16 protein-coding genes and 1 other RNA gene are annotated in these 17,361 nt (G+C 31.7%); 16 read left to right on the plus strand and 1 reads right to left on the minus strand.

The annotated features are described in order from the left end of the window. The first annotated feature begins 164 nt into the window (after positions 1–164). The 14 genes from ffs to dnaN all read left to right on the plus strand — a co-directional run bounded on the left by ffs (position 165) and on the right by dnaN (position 14,298). Positions 165–430, plus strand: an RNA gene (ffs, locus tag FVE72_RS05635) — signal recognition particle sRNA large type. A gap of 89 nt (positions 431–519) precedes the next feature. Further along, complete coding sequence (locus tag FVE72_RS05640) at positions 520–1,758, plus strand: GNAT family N-acetyltransferase (RefSeq protein ID WP_026737596.1); 1,239 nt, start codon at positions 520–522, stop codon at positions 1,756–1,758. Positions 1,759–1,871: 113 nt separating this feature from the next. Then, the gene (locus FVE72_RS05645; RefSeq protein WP_026737597.1) at positions 1,872–2,228 is read left to right on the plus strand and encodes a TM2 domain-containing protein; all 357 of its coding nucleotides are present in this window, start codon (positions 1,872–1,874) and stop codon (positions 2,226–2,228) included. A 161-nt stretch (positions 2,229–2,389) separates the two neighbouring features. Beyond that, positions 2,390–4,591, plus strand: coding sequence for an ATP-dependent helicase (locus FVE72_RS05650; RefSeq protein WP_026737598.1), 2,202 nt, complete (start codon positions 2,390–2,392; stop codon positions 4,589–4,591). A 14-nt stretch (positions 4,592–4,605) separates the two neighbouring features. Next, positions 4,606–5,445 carry a UDP-3-O-acyl-N-acetylglucosamine deacetylase gene (lpxC, locus tag FVE72_RS05655; protein ID WP_026737599.1) on the plus strand — a complete coding sequence of 280 codons (840 nt, stop codon included), beginning with the start codon at positions 4,606–4,608 and terminating at the stop codon, positions 5,443–5,445. 516 nt (positions 5,446–5,961) lie between these two features. Then, a complete protein-coding gene (gene fabZ / locus FVE72_RS05660; protein ID WP_006806992.1) occupies positions 5,962–6,387 on the plus strand; it encodes a 3-hydroxyacyl-ACP dehydratase FabZ in 426 nt (141 codons plus the stop codon). Between the two features lie 33 nt (positions 6,388–6,420). Next, positions 6,421–7,200 carry an acyl-ACP--UDP-N-acetylglucosamine O-acyltransferase gene (lpxA, locus tag FVE72_RS05665; RefSeq protein WP_006806991.1) on the plus strand — a complete coding sequence of 260 codons (780 nt, stop codon included), beginning with the start codon at positions 6,421–6,423 and terminating at the stop codon, positions 7,198–7,200. After that, complete coding sequence (locus FVE72_RS05670) at positions 7,200–8,006, plus strand: LpxI family protein (protein ID WP_006806985.1); 807 nt, start codon at positions 7,200–7,202, stop codon at positions 8,004–8,006. The genes lpxA and FVE72_RS05670 overlap by 1 nt, the downstream gene beginning before the upstream one ends. Further along, entirely contained in the window at positions 7,999–9,135 is a 1,137-nt protein-coding gene (gene lpxB, locus FVE72_RS05675; RefSeq protein WP_006807002.1) for a lipid-A-disaccharide synthase, read from the plus strand. Before FVE72_RS05670 ends, lpxB begins: the two co-directional genes overlap by 8 nt. Before the next feature lie 24 nt (positions 9,136–9,159). After that, the gene (locus FVE72_RS05680; RefSeq protein ID WP_026737600.1) at positions 9,160–10,620 is read left to right on the plus strand and encodes an MATE family efflux transporter; all 1,461 of its coding nucleotides are present in this window, start codon (positions 9,160–9,162) and stop codon (positions 10,618–10,620) included. A 2-nt stretch (positions 10,621–10,622) separates the two neighbouring features. Then, positions 10,623–11,243 carry a glycerol-3-phosphate 1-O-acyltransferase PlsY gene (gene plsY / locus FVE72_RS05685; protein WP_026737601.1) on the plus strand — a complete coding sequence of 207 codons (621 nt, stop codon included), beginning with the start codon at positions 10,623–10,625 and terminating at the stop codon, positions 11,241–11,243. Positions 11,244–11,270: 27 nt separating this feature from the next. After that, positions 11,271–12,290: an NAD(P)H-dependent glycerol-3-phosphate dehydrogenase gene (locus tag FVE72_RS05690; protein ID WP_026737602.1), complete on the plus strand. Its 1,020-nt coding sequence runs from the start codon at positions 11,271–11,273 to the stop codon at positions 12,288–12,290. Positions 12,291–12,329: 39 nt separating this feature from the next. Continuing rightward, positions 12,330–13,151: a sigma-70 family RNA polymerase sigma factor gene (locus FVE72_RS05695; RefSeq protein ID WP_026737603.1), complete on the plus strand. Its 822-nt coding sequence runs from the start codon at positions 12,330–12,332 to the stop codon at positions 13,149–13,151. A 19-nt stretch (positions 13,152–13,170) separates the two neighbouring features. Further along, the gene (dnaN, locus tag FVE72_RS05700) at positions 13,171–14,298 is read left to right on the plus strand and encodes a DNA polymerase III subunit beta (RefSeq protein WP_006806989.1); all 1,128 of its coding nucleotides are present in this window, start codon (positions 13,171–13,173) and stop codon (positions 14,296–14,298) included. 179 nt (positions 14,299–14,477) lie between these two features. Here dnaN and FVE72_RS05705 read toward each other — a convergent pair whose 3' ends face one another. Then, entirely contained in the window at positions 14,478–15,041 is a 564-nt protein-coding gene (locus FVE72_RS05705; protein WP_006806988.1) for a C40 family peptidase, read from the minus strand. Positions 15,042–15,260: 219 nt separating this feature from the next. On the opposite strand from FVE72_RS05705, the gene thrB reads away from it, so the two are divergent. Together thrB and FVE72_RS11565 are read left to right on the plus strand one after the other, a co-directional pair. Continuing rightward, positions 15,261–16,169 carry a homoserine kinase gene (gene thrB / locus FVE72_RS05710; protein WP_026737604.1) on the plus strand — a complete coding sequence of 303 codons (909 nt, stop codon included), beginning with the start codon at positions 15,261–15,263 and terminating at the stop codon, positions 16,167–16,169. Between the two features lie 97 nt (positions 16,170–16,266). Next, positions 16,267–17,352: a thymidine kinase gene (locus FVE72_RS11565; protein ID WP_026737605.1), complete on the plus strand. Its 1,086-nt coding sequence runs from the start codon at positions 16,267–16,269 to the stop codon at positions 17,350–17,352. The last annotated feature ends 9 nt before the right edge of the window (positions 17,353–17,361 follow it).

Raw genomic sequence — 17,361 nt, forward strand, 5'->3', positions numbered from 1 at the left:
TCTTTTCATAGCCATTATAGCATATTTGGCGTATATAAATCAAATGTGGCGAGAAAAATCTACGCCATATTTGATAAAATGGCTTAGATAAACTTGTAGATGGTGTGAAAGTTGTAAAATTTTTAAATTGACAACAATAAGAAAAAATGATAAAATAATTTTTGTCATACTAGCCGGGGAGTTAGCGGTGCCCTGTATCTACAACCCGCTTTAGTAGAGGTGATGTCGGACTTGCGGATGATTTTAGTGTCAATGCCTTAAACTGTAAAGTGTTGAGAAAATAGTCCCGTATTGTGGAGAAGCGGTGAATCGTGTCAGGTTGGGAACGAAGCAGCACTAAATCGATTTCTTCAGGTTTACGGGGTAGCTGTTTTTGAGCTTTCTGTTTGAGAAACAGGCGGTAAAATTTTTTCAAATGTCCGATGTATGACTTAATAATAATAAAAAACATAAATATTTATAAACAATAGCAGGAAAGTATACTTGATTGCTATTTTTTTATCATTTTAGGGGGAAATCGTGGATATTATAGAATGGAGTGGTAAATCCGACAAGACCGAAATCAACAAATTAAAAAATATGGATAAAGATTTTACTTTTGTTGAAAATATCGATAAACTTTTTATACTTTACTCAGGAGATAAAATTTACGGCTATGCAGTAATCGGATTGGAAAAAGTTGTAGAACTGAAAAAGATATTTATAATGCCGAGATTGAGAAATAACGGTTACGGTACGATTTTACTGAAATATGTGATAAACTGGCTTATAAATAATAATTATGATTCGCTCATTGTAGTAAATCATAAGCAAATGAACAATTTTCTGGAAGAACAGAGATTTGTGAAAAATGAGGAAGGATATATTTTAAATAATCTCACTCAAAATAAAAAGCAGGAAAAAAGAATGCTTTTTGTGTCGAAATTTGCCATAGGAATAAATGTAATACTGGCATTTCTGAAAATTGTTTCGGGAACAATATTTAAAAGTACGTCTTTACTGGCTGACGGGATAAATTCATTGTCGGATTTGATTACCAATATTCTAGTAATTATCGGACTGAAAGTCGGTGCAAATCCCGAAGACAAGGATCATCCTTTCGGACACGGGAAAATAGAGTCGGTTTTCAGTGTTATAATAGGAACATTTATAATTCTTACAGCATTTGATTTGATTCGAGAAAATATGGGAAATTTGATAAGCCCTGAAAATAAGATGATATTCGGATTTGTTCCTGTAATTGTAACGATTGTTGCTATAATAATAAAAATATTCCAATTAATGTTTATGAAATATAAAACTAGAGATTACAGAAGTCAGCTTATAAATTCTTTGCTGAAAGACTATAAATCGGATATAGTTATATCTTCTGCAGTGCTTTTGGGAATTATGCTTTCAAAATTCAATCCTGTATTTGACACTTTTGTGGGAATAGTCGTAGCCGTTTATATTGTCAGAGAAGGATATAAACTCATAAAAGAAAATGCTTTGATATTGCTTGATTCTCAGGATGAGGAGTTGCTTGAAAATATAAAAAAGGATATTTTTGATTTTGAAGAAATAGAGAATGCCCATGACTTCAGAATGACTACTTCGGGAAAAGATATTTATATTTTTGCGGATATTCGTGTAAATAAAGAAATGTCAGTTCATGAGGCTCACGAAGTAACGAATAGAATTTCAAAATTTATAAAGCATAAATACATAAATGTGAAAAAAGTTCTGATTCATTTGGAGCCGGTGTATGAGAGTGAATAGTACAGGTTTTATATAATTTGATAAAATTTAATCTTGATTTTGAAGTATGTATATGTTAATATAAATAAAAATTACTTGTGTTATATTCAGATAGTGAGAGGAGAAGTTGAAAAATGGAAAATATGGAAGATGAAGTAATAGTTGAAGAATTTGAGGAAAAAGTAGGATCAAATGAAAAGAATGAATATTTGCAGGAAGTTAAAGAAGTAAAAGTAGAAAGCGGTGAAAAAAAATATAGTAAAGTAGCATACTGTATATTAGCTTTCTTTTTAGGTGTATTTGGAATACATTTATTTTATGCAAAGAAAACAATGCAAGGAATAATATTTGTTGTATTTGCAATAATTGGTATTATAACGGCGGCATTTTATATAGGAGTATTTATAATTATGATATTAAGAATAACTTCTTTTGTCCAAATGTTAATAGCTTTATTTAAAAAATCAGACGAGTTTGGAAGAATATCATAATTTTTGTAACATATAAAAGAGTTTTAACAACTCTTTTTTTTATTGTTTGATTATGGTATAATATAACAAAATAAGTTAATAAATATGATACAGGAAAAATATTTTTGAATTTTATTCTTTTAAATTTTAAAAAATAAGAAAGAGAAGGAAGGCATACAAAAATGAGTATTTTAGATGAACTGAACAGCGAGCAGAAAAAAGCTGCAGAAAAAACCGAAGGACCTATCTTAATATTGGCAGGTGCAGGAAGCGGAAAAACAAGGACTGTCACATACAGAATAGCTCATATGATAAAGGAAATAGGGATTTCTCCTATGAATATTCTTGCGTTGACATTTACAAATAAAGCCGCAAGAGAAATGAAAGAAAGAGCTGAAGCTCTTATCGGAGCCGATTCCTATAATCTTGTAGTATCTACATTTCACTCTTTTTCAGTAAGACTTTTGAAAACTTATGCAGATAGAATAGGTTTCGGAAGAAATTTTAATATATATGATGTGGACGATCAGAAAAGTATCATTACCAAGATAAAAAAAGATTTGAATACAGGGAATGATGATTTGACACCGGGGAAAATTGCAGGGAAAATAAGTAAACTTAAGGAACAGGGGATAGGTATTAATGAATTGGAAGAAGAGATTGATTTGAAATTACCTTGGAATAAACTTTTTTATGATATTTACAAACAGTATAATGAAGTTTTGAAAGCCAATAATGCTATGGATTTTTCGGATTTATTACTGAATGCGAGAAAATTGCTTGATGATCCTTATGTCCTTGAAAGGGTACAGGACAGATACAGATATATTGTTGTGGACGAATATCAGGATACAAATGATATTCAGTACCAAATAATAAGTATAATCGCTGCGAAATATAAAAATATATGTGTTGTGGGCGATGAAGATCAGAGTATTTATGCTTTCAGGGGAGCAAATATTAATAATATACTTAATTTTGAGAGAGATTATCCCGATGCTCTTGTAGTAAAACTGGAAAGAAACTACAGATCTACAAAAAGAATACTTGATGTTGCCAATGAAGTCATAAAAAATAACAAGAGTTCCAAAGGGAAGAAATTATGGACTGACGGTGACGAAGGAGAAAAAATAAAAATATTCAATGCGGAAAATGTTTATGACGAAGCTGATTATATTGTAGAAAATATAAGAGCTAAACATTTACAGGGAAAAGCATACAAGGATATGACTATTTTATACAGAACAAACGCACAATCGAGGGTTTTGGAAGAAAAGCTTCTGGCTTCAAATATTCCTTATAAAATATACGGTGGAATGCAATTTTTCCAGAGAAAAGAAATAAAAGATATTTTGGCATATTTAAGTTTGCTCAATAATAAAAATGACAATCATAATTTTTTACGGATAATAAATGTTCCTAAACGTTCTATAGGAGATAAAACTTTAGAGAAAATAAATAATCTGGCTCAGAAAAAAGGGCTTTCAATGTTTGACTCGCTGAAATTTATAAATGAAATTTCGGAACTTAGAGTGGGAGTCAGAGAAACACTTGCAAACTTTTATAACATGATGCAGGAAATTTATGAAAGTTTGGATGAGTTGTCAGTAAAAGAAGTATTTGATGAAGTAATGTCCAAAACAAAATATATTGATTTTATTGAAGATAATAAAGAGGATAGAGTAAAAAATATTGAAGAACTTTTAAACAGTATTACAGAAGCACAAAAACAGAATGAAGGACTTTCCTTAAGTGAATATTTGGATATGGTATCTTTGAGCACGTCGACAGACGGAATGGAAGACGAAGAAAATTTTGTAAAACTGATGACAGTACACAGTTCCAAAGGACTTGAATTTGATTATGTGTTTATCGCAGGAATGGAAGACGGACTTTTCCCTTCGTGTAATTTTGAAACGCCTGAAGAGGATATAGAAGAAGAGAGAAGACTTTGCTATGTTGCAGTAACGAGGGCAAAAAAAGAACTCTTTATTTCTCATGTTTCGGAAAGAATGGTTTGGGGACAAATGAATTTTATGATAAAGCCTTCAAGATTTATTTATGAGATGAAACAGGATAATCTTGAATATTTATCGGAAAAATTTGCCAAATTCACCAAGAAAATGGAAAAAACTTCAGTAATAGACAGTAAGAAAAAAACGAAAATAGAAAATTTCAATCCTTTTTCCATAAAATCTGTAAGAACTTCGGAATTGAAACATAGACATGATTTGAAATATAAAACGGGAGACATTGTAACTCATATTAAATTTGGAAAAGGAAAAATCAAAAGCATTGACAGCAAAAGTATGACAGTCGATTTTCCTGTCGGAGAGAAAAAAATAGCACTTGTTTTAGTAAAAAAAATATTAAAAGATAAATAATCGGAGGTAATCCAATGAAAAGAAAAACTGTTAAAAATGAAGTGGAAATAAGTGGTATAGGACTTCATAAAGGGGAGCAGATAAAACTGACTTTAAAGCCTAATACCGATAATAGTGGAATAGTATTTAAAAGAGTCGATGTTACAGATAAAAACAATATTATAAAAGTGGATTACAGAAATCTGTTTGACTTGGAAAGAGGAACGAATATAAGAAATAAAGATGATGTAAAAGTTCATACGATAGAGCATTTTCTGTCTTCCCTTTCGGTTTTCGGAATTACCGATATATTGGTAGAAATAAGCGGTAACGAACTTCCTATTTTGGATGGAAGCTCCATACAGTTTATAGCTAAACTGAAAGAAGCCGGAACACAGGAACTGGAAAGCGAAATAGAGCCGGTTGTAATAAAAGAGCCCGTTATTTTCAGTGATGAAAAAGCCGGAAAATATGTTTTGGCATTACCGTATGACGGTTTTAAAATTTCGTATACGATAGATTTTAACCACAGTTTTTTAAAATCCCAGTATTTTGAAATAAGTCCGAGTTTAGAAGAATATATCGAGAAAATAGCAAGATGCAGAACATTTGCTTTTGATTATGAGATAGACTTTCTGAAAAAAAATAATCTGGCATTGGGGGGCAGTCTTGAAAATGCCATAGTAGTGGGGAAAGACGGGCTGTTAAATCCCGAAGGACTTAGATACCCTGATGAATTTGTAAGACATAAAATTTTAGATATAATAGGGGATCTTTATGTATTGGGAAGACCTTTGAAAACCCATATTATAGCAATAAAAGCAGGACATTATGTAAATGCAAAATTGACGGAATTAATTGCTCAAACTTTATAAATTTTATGAGGGCTCATTGCCGCCCTCATAACTCCCGCTACCCGCGTTCTACGCGACTTCGTCGACTCCGAAAATGCGGGGAGAAAAACATAAAGTACAGGATAAAATCAATTAAAAGAAAAATATTTTTATTGCTATTAATTATAGGATTTTTTTGTTATTGAATTCCTGTATTTCTAATTGTCAATTAGGATTAGAGTATTATTCAGATTTTTAATCCGACATTCAAATTTTTCCACGAAAAAAATACGGGAGTGAGTGATGAAAAATCATTGTTTGAGCGAAGCGAGTTTATGATTTTTCAAACGAAAGAAGTATTTTTGAGTGAAGAAAAATTTGAGTCGGAAAGTTTTTGCAAAGCTTTTTTTAAAAAGCGTAGAACTTTTGAGTCGGAAAATTTTGCCAAGCTTTTTTCAAAAAGCGTGAAATAAAAGTTGTAATTTATACAAAAATTCAATATAATATACATAATGAAAAATCGAAATTTTAACTAAAAAATTAGGAGGATAAAAATATATGGAACCTGTAATGAAAATAGAGGATATTATGAAAATATTGCCTCACAGATATCCGTTTTTATTAGTAGATAAAGTAATAGAAAAAAACGGGACTGAAACTTTAGTAGCAATAAAAAATGTAACTATGAATGAAGAGTTTTTTAACGGGCATTTTCCGGGGAAACCTGTAATGCCGGGAGTTTTGCAAGTGGAAGCAATGGCTCAGGCAGTGGGGCTTTTGATGTTGGAGCCGGGGAAAATACCTCTATTTATGTCGATTGATAAATGTAAATTCAGAAAAGGAGTAGTTCCGGGGGATCAGTTAAGAATTGAAGTGGAAAAAGTAAAAGTAAAAAGAAATGTTATAGTTGCCAAAGGAAAATGTACAGTAGACGGTGCAGTTACATGTGAAGCCGACTTGATGTTTGCAATACAGGAAATATAGTTAATACGATAAAATTATAGAAGAGGTATAATTATGAGTACAAATAATATACATCCGACGGCAATAGTAGCTGAAGAAGCTAAGCTTGGAGAGAATATAACGGTAGGACCATACTCGATTATAGGTCCCGAAGTGACAATCGGAAACGGAACAGTTGTGGAATCCCATGTAGTAATAGAAGGAGAAACAATAATAGGGGAAAATAATTATATATTTTCTTTTGCTTCTATCGGGAAAGTTCCTCAGGATTTGAAATTTAAGGGAGAAAAAACAAGAACAGTAATAGGAAATAATAATAAAATAAGAGAGTTTGTTACTATTCACAGGGGTACGGACGATAAATATGAAACAAGAATAGGAAATAACTGTCTGATAATGGCATACGTGCATATTGCTCATGACTGTATAATAGGAGATAATTGTGTCCTTGCCAATGCGGCTACATTTGCGGGACATGTGGAAGTCGAAGATTATGCCGTTGTGGGAGGACTGACTGCAATACACCAGTTCACGAGAGTAGGACGACACGCAATGATAGGAGGATGTTCTGCAGTAACTCAGGATGTAGTTCCTTATATGCTGTCTGAAGGAAATAAAGCAAGAGCAGTATATATAAATATTGTGGGGCTTCAAAGAAGGGGATTTTCCGAAGAGCAGATAAAAACTTTAAGAGAAGTTTATAAAATTATTTTCAAGAAAAAATTGAAACTGGAAGAAGCATTGCAAATACTTGAAAGAGATTACAGTCATTTTGATGAAGCGATGAAAGTAGTAGAATTTATAAGAAAAAGTAAAAGAGGAATTACGAGATAATGGATAGAGTAGGATTAATAGCCGGAAACGGCAAACTACCTGAATTATTTTTGAAACAGTGTCAAAAAAAGGGAATCGAATTATTTTCGGTTTACCTTTTCGACAGTGTGGAAGAAAGCATAAAAAACCACAGTAATTCGGTAAAATATAGTGTAGCACAACCGGGAAAGATAATTTCTCATTTTAAGAGAAACGGACTTTCTCATATTATTATGCTCGGAAAAGTTGAAAAAGATCTTATTTTTTCCAACCTGAAGTTTGATTTTACAGCTACAAAAATTTTACTTTCTGCAAAAAATAAAAAAGATAAAAATATATTGAAAGCAATTATAAATTATATAGAATCCGAAGGAATAACTGTTTTACCTCAAAATTATTTAATGGATGACTATATGGTAAAACAGACTGTTTATACAAAATATTCCCCTTCAGCAGAGGAAGAAAAAACGATAGAAATCGGAATAGAAGCCGCAAAGATGCTTACGGATATTGATGCGGGGCAAACTGTTGTAGTGAAAAATCAGTCTGTAATAGCTCTTGAAGGAATAGAAGGTACTGATAAAGCTATTTTAAGAGGGGGAGAACTTGCAGGGAAAAACTGTATTGTTGTGAAAATGGCAAGAAAAAATCAGGATTACAGAATAGACATTCCGACAATAGGTCTTGAAACTGTAAAAAAAGTAGCGGAAATAAAAGGAAGAGGCATAGTTGTCGAAGCAGATAAAATGCTGTTTATAGATCAGGAAGAAGTCATAAACTATGCAAATAAAAATAAAATTTTTATAAAAGGGATAAAATATGAATAATATCAAAAAAGTATTTGTTTCCTGTGGAGAAATGTCGGGAGATCTCCATTTATCTTATATTATAGAAGAAATAAGAAAAAAAGATCCGAATATTTCTTTTTACGGTGTAGTCGGCGATAAATCCATAGCTGTAGGGGCAAATAAAATTACTCATATAAAAAATAATGATATAATGGGCTTTGTAGAAGCACTGAAAAAATATAAGTATTTTAAGCAAAAAGCTCTTGAATATATGGAATATATAAAAAATAACAATATTGATACTGTTATTTTTGTAGATTTCGGAGGCTTTAATTTAAGATTTTTCAAATTATTGAAAAAAAATATTCCTTCTATAAAAACAATTTATTATATTCCACCCAAAATATGGGCTTGGGGGAAAAAACGAATAGAAACAATTAAAAAATTTGATGATGTAATAGTTATTTTCCCTTTTGAAAAGGAATATTTTGATAAAATAGAAAAAAAATCGGGATTGAATGTGAAGTATTTCGGCAATCCTTTAGTAGATAAATACAGATTTTCTCAAAAATTGGGAAAGAAAATAATGTTGTTGCCGGGAAGCAGGAAGCAGGAAATTGGGAAATTTATTCCGGTAATAGTTGATTTAATCGGAAATGAAAAAATGAAAAATGAGAAGTTTATAATGAAATTTGCCGATAAATCGCATTTGGAATATGCTCAAAATGCAGTGAAAAATTCCAATATAAATTTGACGGAAATAAAAAATCTCGAAATAAGTTTTGATTCGATAGAAGCATTAAGAGATAAATGTAAGTACGCTGTTGCAACTTCAGGAACGGTAACTTTTGAACTGTCGCTGACAGGACTGCCTGTGATAACTGTTTATAAAACATCGGCTGTAAATGCTTTCATTGCAAGAAAAATAGTAAAAATAAAGTATATTACATTGACTAATCTGAATGCCGATAAAGAAATATTCCCTGAATTATTACAGGAAGATTTTAATGTCGAAAAATTATCGGAGCAATGTCAAATAATGGAAAAACAAAAAGAAAAAATAGTTGAAGAACTTAAAAAAGAACGGGAAAAACTCGGGGGAAACGGAGTTTTGGGAAAAATTTCCGATTATCTGTTGGAAAAAATAACAGACTCGGACAGAAAATAATAAATTTTGAAAAAGGAAAAATTCATGGAAAAAAAACGTGATGAATTGTTGAACAGCTCTGTTTTAACATTATTTATAAAATATTTTATACCGACATTTATAGGTTCGATTGTAGTAGTTCTTTATAATATTGTAGACAGATTTTTTGTCGGGAAAATAAGTGAAAAAGCATTGGCGGGAGCCGGAGTATCTTTTTATATTGTTATGATACTGATAGCTTTTTCCATGTTAATAGGAGTAGGAAGTGGAACTATAGTTTCTATAAGACTGGGGCAAGGGAAAGAAGACGAAGCCGAAAAAATATTGGGAAATGCGGTAACAATTTTCGGAATATTGGGCTTGGTTCTGTTTGTACTGTTACAGATAAATCTCGACACTATATTGCTTTATTCGGGAGCAAACAGTGAAACATTACCTTATGCGAGAACATATCTCGAAATAATACTTTATGCTATATTTCCGTTGTTCTTTTCTTACGGACTTACGAATATACTGAATGCTGCGGGAACACCTAGAATTGCAATGTTTTCAATGATTTTAGGAGCCATTACGAATATTATTCTTGATTATGTGGCAGTCATGATAATGAAAACGGGGATAGAAGGTACTGCTTACGCTACATTAATCGGAAATGTGCTTTCTGCACTGTTTGTTATGTATTTTATAACAGTGGGAAAATTGCCTTTTAAAATAAATCTTTTCGGATACGAGCTTGAAGATACAAGTCCCATAAGATTGAGATTCGGGAATTTGAAATTGTCATCGGATATAGTGAGGGATATATTTACAATAGGAATGTCGCCGTTTCTTTTACAACTGGCGAGCTCGGGAGTAGGACTTATAACGAATAAGATTGTCGAAACAAACGGAGGAACTTACGGAGTTGCCGTTATGACAATAATAAACTCTTATCTTCCGATAATGACAATGACGGTTTATTCGGCTGCACAGGCGATACAGCCGATAATAGGATTTAATTACGGAGCGGAAAACTACAAAAGAGTGAGAAAATCACTTTTAACCGCTGTTTTTTCAGGATTTCTTTTATCTGCAGTATTCTGGATTATGGTAATACTGTTTCCGAAAAATCTTATACTTTTCTTTAATGAAAAAAGTACAAAAGAAGGTCTGAGAGAAGGGATAAAGGCACTTAGAATCTATTTTGCTCTTATAATACCTGCCTCTTTGGGAATTATTCTGCCTAACTATTTTCAGGCGACAGGCAGACCGAGATATTCGGTTACTTTGAATTTGTTAAGGCAGGTAGTTATATTTCTGCTTGTAGTTGTAATTTTCTCTCATATATGGAAACTAGATGGAGTATGGTATGCACAACCGTTTACAGATTTAATGTTTGCATTGGTTTTGACAGTATTTTTATTCAGAGAATTGAGGAAACTTAAAATGAAAGAAGCGGAAACAGAAAATGGAAAAAATGTTCAAAAATCTGAGGAAACTGATAAAATAATCGAAAGGGATGTATAAAAATGAAAACAGTTTTATTAGTAATAATCGCATATTTATTGGGAAGTATTCCGAATGCTCTCTGGATAGGAAAGGTTTTTAAGGGAATAGATGTCAGAGAACACGGGAGTAAAAATACAGGTTCGACGAATGCTGCCAGAGTATTGGGAGCAAAATTAGGAATTTTAACACTGCTGCTTGATATAGGGAAAGGAGCTTTGCCTACAGCTGCAGCATTATTTTTACATGCGGATATGTTAGAAAAATTAACAGGAATATCCAATATTGATACAATTTTTATAGGAATATTTGCGATAATAGGACACAGTTTTTCAGTATTTATGAAATTTAAAGGAGGAAAAGCGGTAGCAACAACTGTAGGAGTATTTACAGTAATTGTTCCTAAAGCAATACTAGTTGCAGCTATTGTGTTTTTTGTCGTATTTGCAGTTTCAAGATATGTTTCCCTTTCGTCGATAACTGCTGCAGTATCTTTACCGATAGCGATATATATTTTTTACAAAAACATTCCTCTTACTGTTTTCGGGATTGTAATAGCAGTGCTTATAATAGTAAAACATAAAAGTAATATAGAAAGAATAAAAAACGGAACAGAATCAAAATTTACGATAAATAAAAAGTAAAATCCATTGGAAGAAAGTTGGTGAATTATGAAAAACATACTGGTCATGGGTGGAGGAAGTTGGGGAACATGTCTTTCCAAACTTCTTGCAGAAAATGGACACAGAGTTTATTTATGGGAACGCAGTGAAGATGTTCGTGAAGATATGAGAAAAAATCATGAAAATTCTACTTATCTTCCGGGAATAAAACTTCCTGAAGAAATTATTCTGATAGATGATTATTGTGAAATTCTTTCAAATAAAGAAAAGTACGGAAAGATAGATGTGATTTTATCTGCAGTTCCGACACAGTTTATAAGATCGGTTTTAAAAAGATTGAAAAATTGTCTGGATTATAATATAATATTAGCAAACGTTGCAAAAGGAATTGAAGTGGCAACGAATAAAAGAATATCCGAAGTTGTAGCAGAAGAATTGGATGGAAAAGAATATAATTACGTTTTATTGGCAGGTCCTACTCACGCTGAAGAAGTGTCGAGAAAACTTCCTTCGGCTATTTTGTCCGTATCTGAAGATGAAAAATCGGCTATTGAAGTACAAAATATATTCAGTTCGCCTTATTTCAGAGTTTATACGGGAACAGATTTAACAGGTGCGGAACTTGGAGGTGCATTGAAAAACTGCCTTGCAATAGCTGCAGGAATAGCTGACGGAATGGGATACGGAGATAATTCAAAAGCGGCATTGCTGACAAGAGGACTGAATGAAATACTGGAATTCGGAAAATACTATAATGCAGATCCGAAGACTTTTATGGGTCTTTCAGGACTTGGAGATATTATTGTAACATGTACAAGTAAACACAGCAGAAACAGATTTGTAGGCGAAGAATTGGGAAAAGGTAAAAAAATAGATGAAATACTTTCAAATATGAAAATGGTTTCCGAAGGAGCTGCAACAATAAAGGCTATTTATTCAATTATAAAAGAGAAAAATATAAAATCGCCTATTTTTACGGCACTTTATGAAGTAATTTATCAAGGGAAACCTGTTACGGAACTGGCATCTACTTTTATGAGCAGAGATCTCAGATCCGAGTTTATATAACAATTATTCTAACATAAGAACATTATAACGGAGATGATAATGGAAGAGAACAACTTAAATCTAATTTCTTTGTATTTAAGTGATATTCAGAAATTTAATTTGCTGTCAAAAGAAGAAGAATATGAACTTTTAAGAAGAATTAGAGAGGAAAATGATGAGCAGGCAAGGCAACTCTTAATTTTGTCAAATTTGAGACTGGTTATAAGTACAGCAAAAAAGCTGCTTGGTAACGGATTGCCTTTAATAGATCTTATAAGTGAAGGAAATATAGGTCTGATTAAAGCTATAAATAAATTTGATTATGAGAAAGGGCATAGATTCAGTACGTATGCTGTCTGGTGGATAAAGCAGTCTATAAAGAAAGCTATTATTAATACGGGTAGAGATATAAGAATCCCTTCATATAAATACGAGCAGTTATCAAAAGTAAATAAAGTTATTACAGATTATGTTGCCAAATATGGAGAATCGCCTCCTACAGAATATATAGCAAAAGAAGTGGACTTGAAAGAAAGCAAAGTAATATTGCTTTTAAATGAATTTCAGGATGTAATATCTCTTAATGAAACAATAGGAGATAATATATATCTGGAAGATATTGTCGGAAATACTGACGATGTGGAAGAAAAAATAATAAAAGAAGATCAGTTATCGGAAATGAGAGAACTTCTGGAAAATATTCTGACTGACAGAGAAAGAGAAATTCTGGAACTCAGATACGGACTTTATAACAATAAAATCCATACGTTGAAAGAAATCGGAGCAAAGCTTAATATTACAAGGGAAAGAGTCAGACAAATCGAAAAAAAAGCGATAACAAAATTGAAAAATCATTTTAAAGAATACAAAGAGATATTTTAAAATTATAAGGAGAAATAAAATGCTGAATGTTAAAGTTGACAGAAAAGAACTGTTAAAAGCTATACAGATAGTTGAAAATGCAGTAACGGAAAATAAAATAAGAGAAGTCCTTTCAGGAATATATATAGAAGCAAAAGAAAACAAAATTATCTTAAAGGGAACTGATTTGGAATTATCCATAAATACTGAAATTTCAGGAGAAATAATTTCTGAGGGAAAAATCGTAATAAAACATAAATTGATAGAAGAATTTTTAAAGCAGATTTTAGATGAAAAAATAGAATTAATAGAAGAACAGGGAAAACTTGTTATAAAAACAGACAGTACAAATACTGAATTTTCACTATATGATGCGGAAAATTTTCCTACTCAGTCAAAAATGGAATTGGGATTGGAATATACATTTAATAAAAATAAATTATTAAGTTATATAGAAAATGTAAAAATATCGGCTTCGGCAGATCCGGAAAATCTGGCGGTGAACTGTATAAGATTTGAAATAGAAGAAAATAAACTTAAACTTGTTTCGTCCGATACATACAGATTGACTTATATTGAAGAAGAACTGGAAGAAAATGAAAAAAACAAAGAAGGTCTGAGCGTGAGTATTCCTCTAAAAACGATAGAGGGATTAATCAAAATAATGAGACTTATAGATGAAGAAAATATAATTTTCAAATCTGACGGAACGAAAGTATTTTTCAAGTTTTCCAATGTTGAAATACTTACAAGAGTTATTGAACTTCAATTTCCTGATTACAAGTCAATATTGAAAAATGCTCAGCATGATAAAAAGGTGTTATTGAATACAAAAGACTTTTTATCAGTTTTGAAAAGAACACTTATATTTGTCAGAGATAATAAAGATGCGAAAAACGGAGGAATATTCAGTTTTGAAAATAATAAACTGGTATTGACAGGAATAAATGAAAATGCGAAAATAAAAGAAGAACTGGCAACTATACAGGAGGGAGAAGATTTGAAAATCTCTCTGAATGTTAAGTTTTTACTGGATTATATTTCTATACTTGACGGAAAAGTAACAGAACTGAAATTGATGAATTCAAAAAGTTCGGTACTTGTAAAAGACGAAGAGAGTGATGCTTCACTTTACTTTACAATGCCGTTAGCTTTAAGAGAAGGATAAAATTATATTTATGGGGGTTTTTGCCCTCATATTTTTTTGTTTTGAAAATATGTTTATAAATTAAAAAAATTCGTTAGCTGCAGGAAGTTCAATTTCTATTGAAATTCCCGAGTTATCGAATTTTTTTACCCCCGCCATTTAACAAACCAAAATTAAATAAACTTACTTAATAATAAGAACTAACTGAAAGGATTTATAGCCCATCTGAAAGTTCTACTGTAAAAATCACTGTCTAAACTGGATATAGTAACTCTTCTACTTCCGGAAGAAGCGTGAATAAATTGTCTACCACCCATATAAATTCCTACATGTGATATACGACCTTTTCCCGTAGTTTCAAAGAATACCAAATCACCTTTTTTCATATTCATTGATGAAATTTTTGGTCTGAATGTTGCCTGATCACTGGAAACTCTCGGCAAGTTCAAGTCAGCCGCTTTTTTAAATACGTATCCGACAAAACCGGAACAATCGAAACTGTTGGGTCCGGTTGCTCCCCATACATAAGGTGAACCAAGCTTGTTAGACGCAAATTCAATAATTTGATCTCTTACGCCTGCTCTAGCAGTATGAGAACTTCTTTCCGATTTACTGCTGTTATCTTTTACGTTTAAAGACATAGAATCGTTTTTATAATAATTTCCTATGATGTTTGTTAATTCATCAGAAGGGTTTTTAGGTTTACTTGTCAAAATCGTTGTTGATAATAACAGTGCACCAGCCAGTATTACTATTCTTTTCATGTAACCTCCAATCTACCAAGAATTTTGGTAATACTATTTTATCACTAAAAACTTTGAAAAACATTAGATGTGAATTTTAGAAAAATAATTGTAAATACAATACATTTACTAAAAATAGTGAAGTGGTTGAATTATAAGAGGTAATGTGATATTATATACAAAATATAAAATAATTAATATTCATATAAAAAATATATTTTTAAAAGAAAGGTTGGAAAAATGGGTTTAAAATTTAAAGTAAGAGTGCCGGGAACATCGGCAAATATAGGAGTAGGTTATGATTGTTTAGGAGTGGCTCTTGATTATTTATTGGAGCTTGAAGTGGAAGAAAGTGATAAAATCGAATTTTTGGAAAACGGAGCTCCTTTTTCAATACCGATCGAAGAAAATCTGATTTTTGAAGCGATAAAATATACCGAAAAACATTTGGTGAAAAATATTCCAAGTTACAAAGTAAATATTATAAAAAATGAAATTCCTATTGCAAGGGGATTGGGGAGCAGTTCAAGTGCTATTGTTGCAGGAATTATGATAGCGAATAAATTTGCGGGAAGTCCTTTGGATATTAATAAAATCGCAAAATTGGCTGTGGATATGGAAGGGCATCCCGATAATGTAGTACCTGCAATATTCGGAGGTATGGTTTTGGCAGCCCATGACAAAGAAAAAGTTATTTACAGCACTTTACTTAATTCCGATGATTTGTATTTTTATGTTATGATACCTGATTTTCAGTTGTCTACAGAGAAAGCCAGAAGTGTCTTGCCGAAATCCTATTTAGTTTCTGATGCGATAAATAATATGTCGAAACTGGGATTACTGGTGAATGCTTTTAATAAAGGAGAATATGAAAACTTGAGATTTTTATTGGGAGATAAACTTCATCAGCCGTACAGATTTGCGTTGATAAATAATTCCGAAAAAATATTTGAAGCTTCGGAAAAATACGGAGCATTGGGAGAATACATAAGCGGTGCAGGACCTACACTTATTTCGCTTAATTATGATAATGACGAGTTTCTGGAAAATATGGAAAAAGAATTGGAAAAATTTTCGGATAAATGGACAATAGAAAAGAAAAGAATAAACTTAAAGGGTGCAGAGATTTTTGACGAAGAAACTGTTTAAAACAAAGAATTATATATAATAGTTATGATTGTAAAATAAATCGAAAAAATATGTTAGAATACTTAAACGATAAATTTGAATAGGGAGAATTTTAACAATGGAATTTCATTTGAAAAGCAATATAGGTACTTTGGAAGTAGTTACAGGAAGTATGTTTTCGGGAAAAAGTGAAGAATTAATAAGAAGATTGCGTCGGGCAAAATATGCAAAACAGAAAGTAATAGTTTTTAAACATGCTATTGATAACAGATACGGAGAAAAAGGTATTTTCTCTCACGGGAATGACAGTTTGGAAGCCTATCCCGCAAGTTCAACAGAACAAATGGAAGAAATAATGGTTAAAAATAATGATGCCGAAGTGATAGGAATAGATGAAGTACAGTTTTTCGGACAAAGCGTAGTGGATTTTTGTAAAAAATACGTAGAATACGGGAAAAGAGTTATTGTAGCAGGGTTGGACATGAGTTTTAGAGCAGAACCTTATCATCCTATGCCTGAATTAATGGGGATTGCAGATCAGGTAGATAAGCTTCATGCAATATGTACTGTTTGCGGTAAGCCTGCTTATGCCAGTCAAAGACTTATTGACGGAGAGCCTGCATATTATGACGATCCGCTTGTAATGGTCGGGGCTTCGGAAAATTATGAGGCCAGATGCCGAAGACATCACATTGTAAAATACAGAGAAAATAAAATGGGAAAAATCTACTTTATGGTAGGAACTGACATAGGTGTCGGGAAAAAGTCAGTCGAAAAACTGTACTCGAAAAATATACTGAAAGATAAAAAAACAAAAACGGTAGTAATAACGTCGGGAATTGAAAAGTATGAAAATAATGAAAATAAATTATCCGAGTTAAGAGAAGAAATAGAAAAGGAACTGATGAGAAATGACTTTGTTTTTGTAAGAATTGTCAGAGGTTTGTTGCTTCCTATCGAAGGAAATTACAATGTACTGGATTTTATGTGTGAATACAGAAAAAATTCAGAAATAATTCTTGTTTCACAAAATAAAAAAGGTGTATTGAATCAGGTTTTATTGACAGTAGATTTATTGAGAAAATCCGATTTGAATTTCAGAGAAATCGTTTATACGAATAAAAATGTCATAGATAAAGAAAATATAGAAATTATTGAAAAAATAAAGGAAATAACAAAATTGGATTATAGAGTAATTGATTAGATAAAATAT

Origin of the sequence: Pseudoleptotrichia goodfellowii (assembly GCF_007990505.1) — a bacterium.
GTDB lineage: Bacteria > Fusobacteriota > Fusobacteriia > Fusobacteriales > Leptotrichiaceae > Pseudoleptotrichia > Pseudoleptotrichia goodfellowii.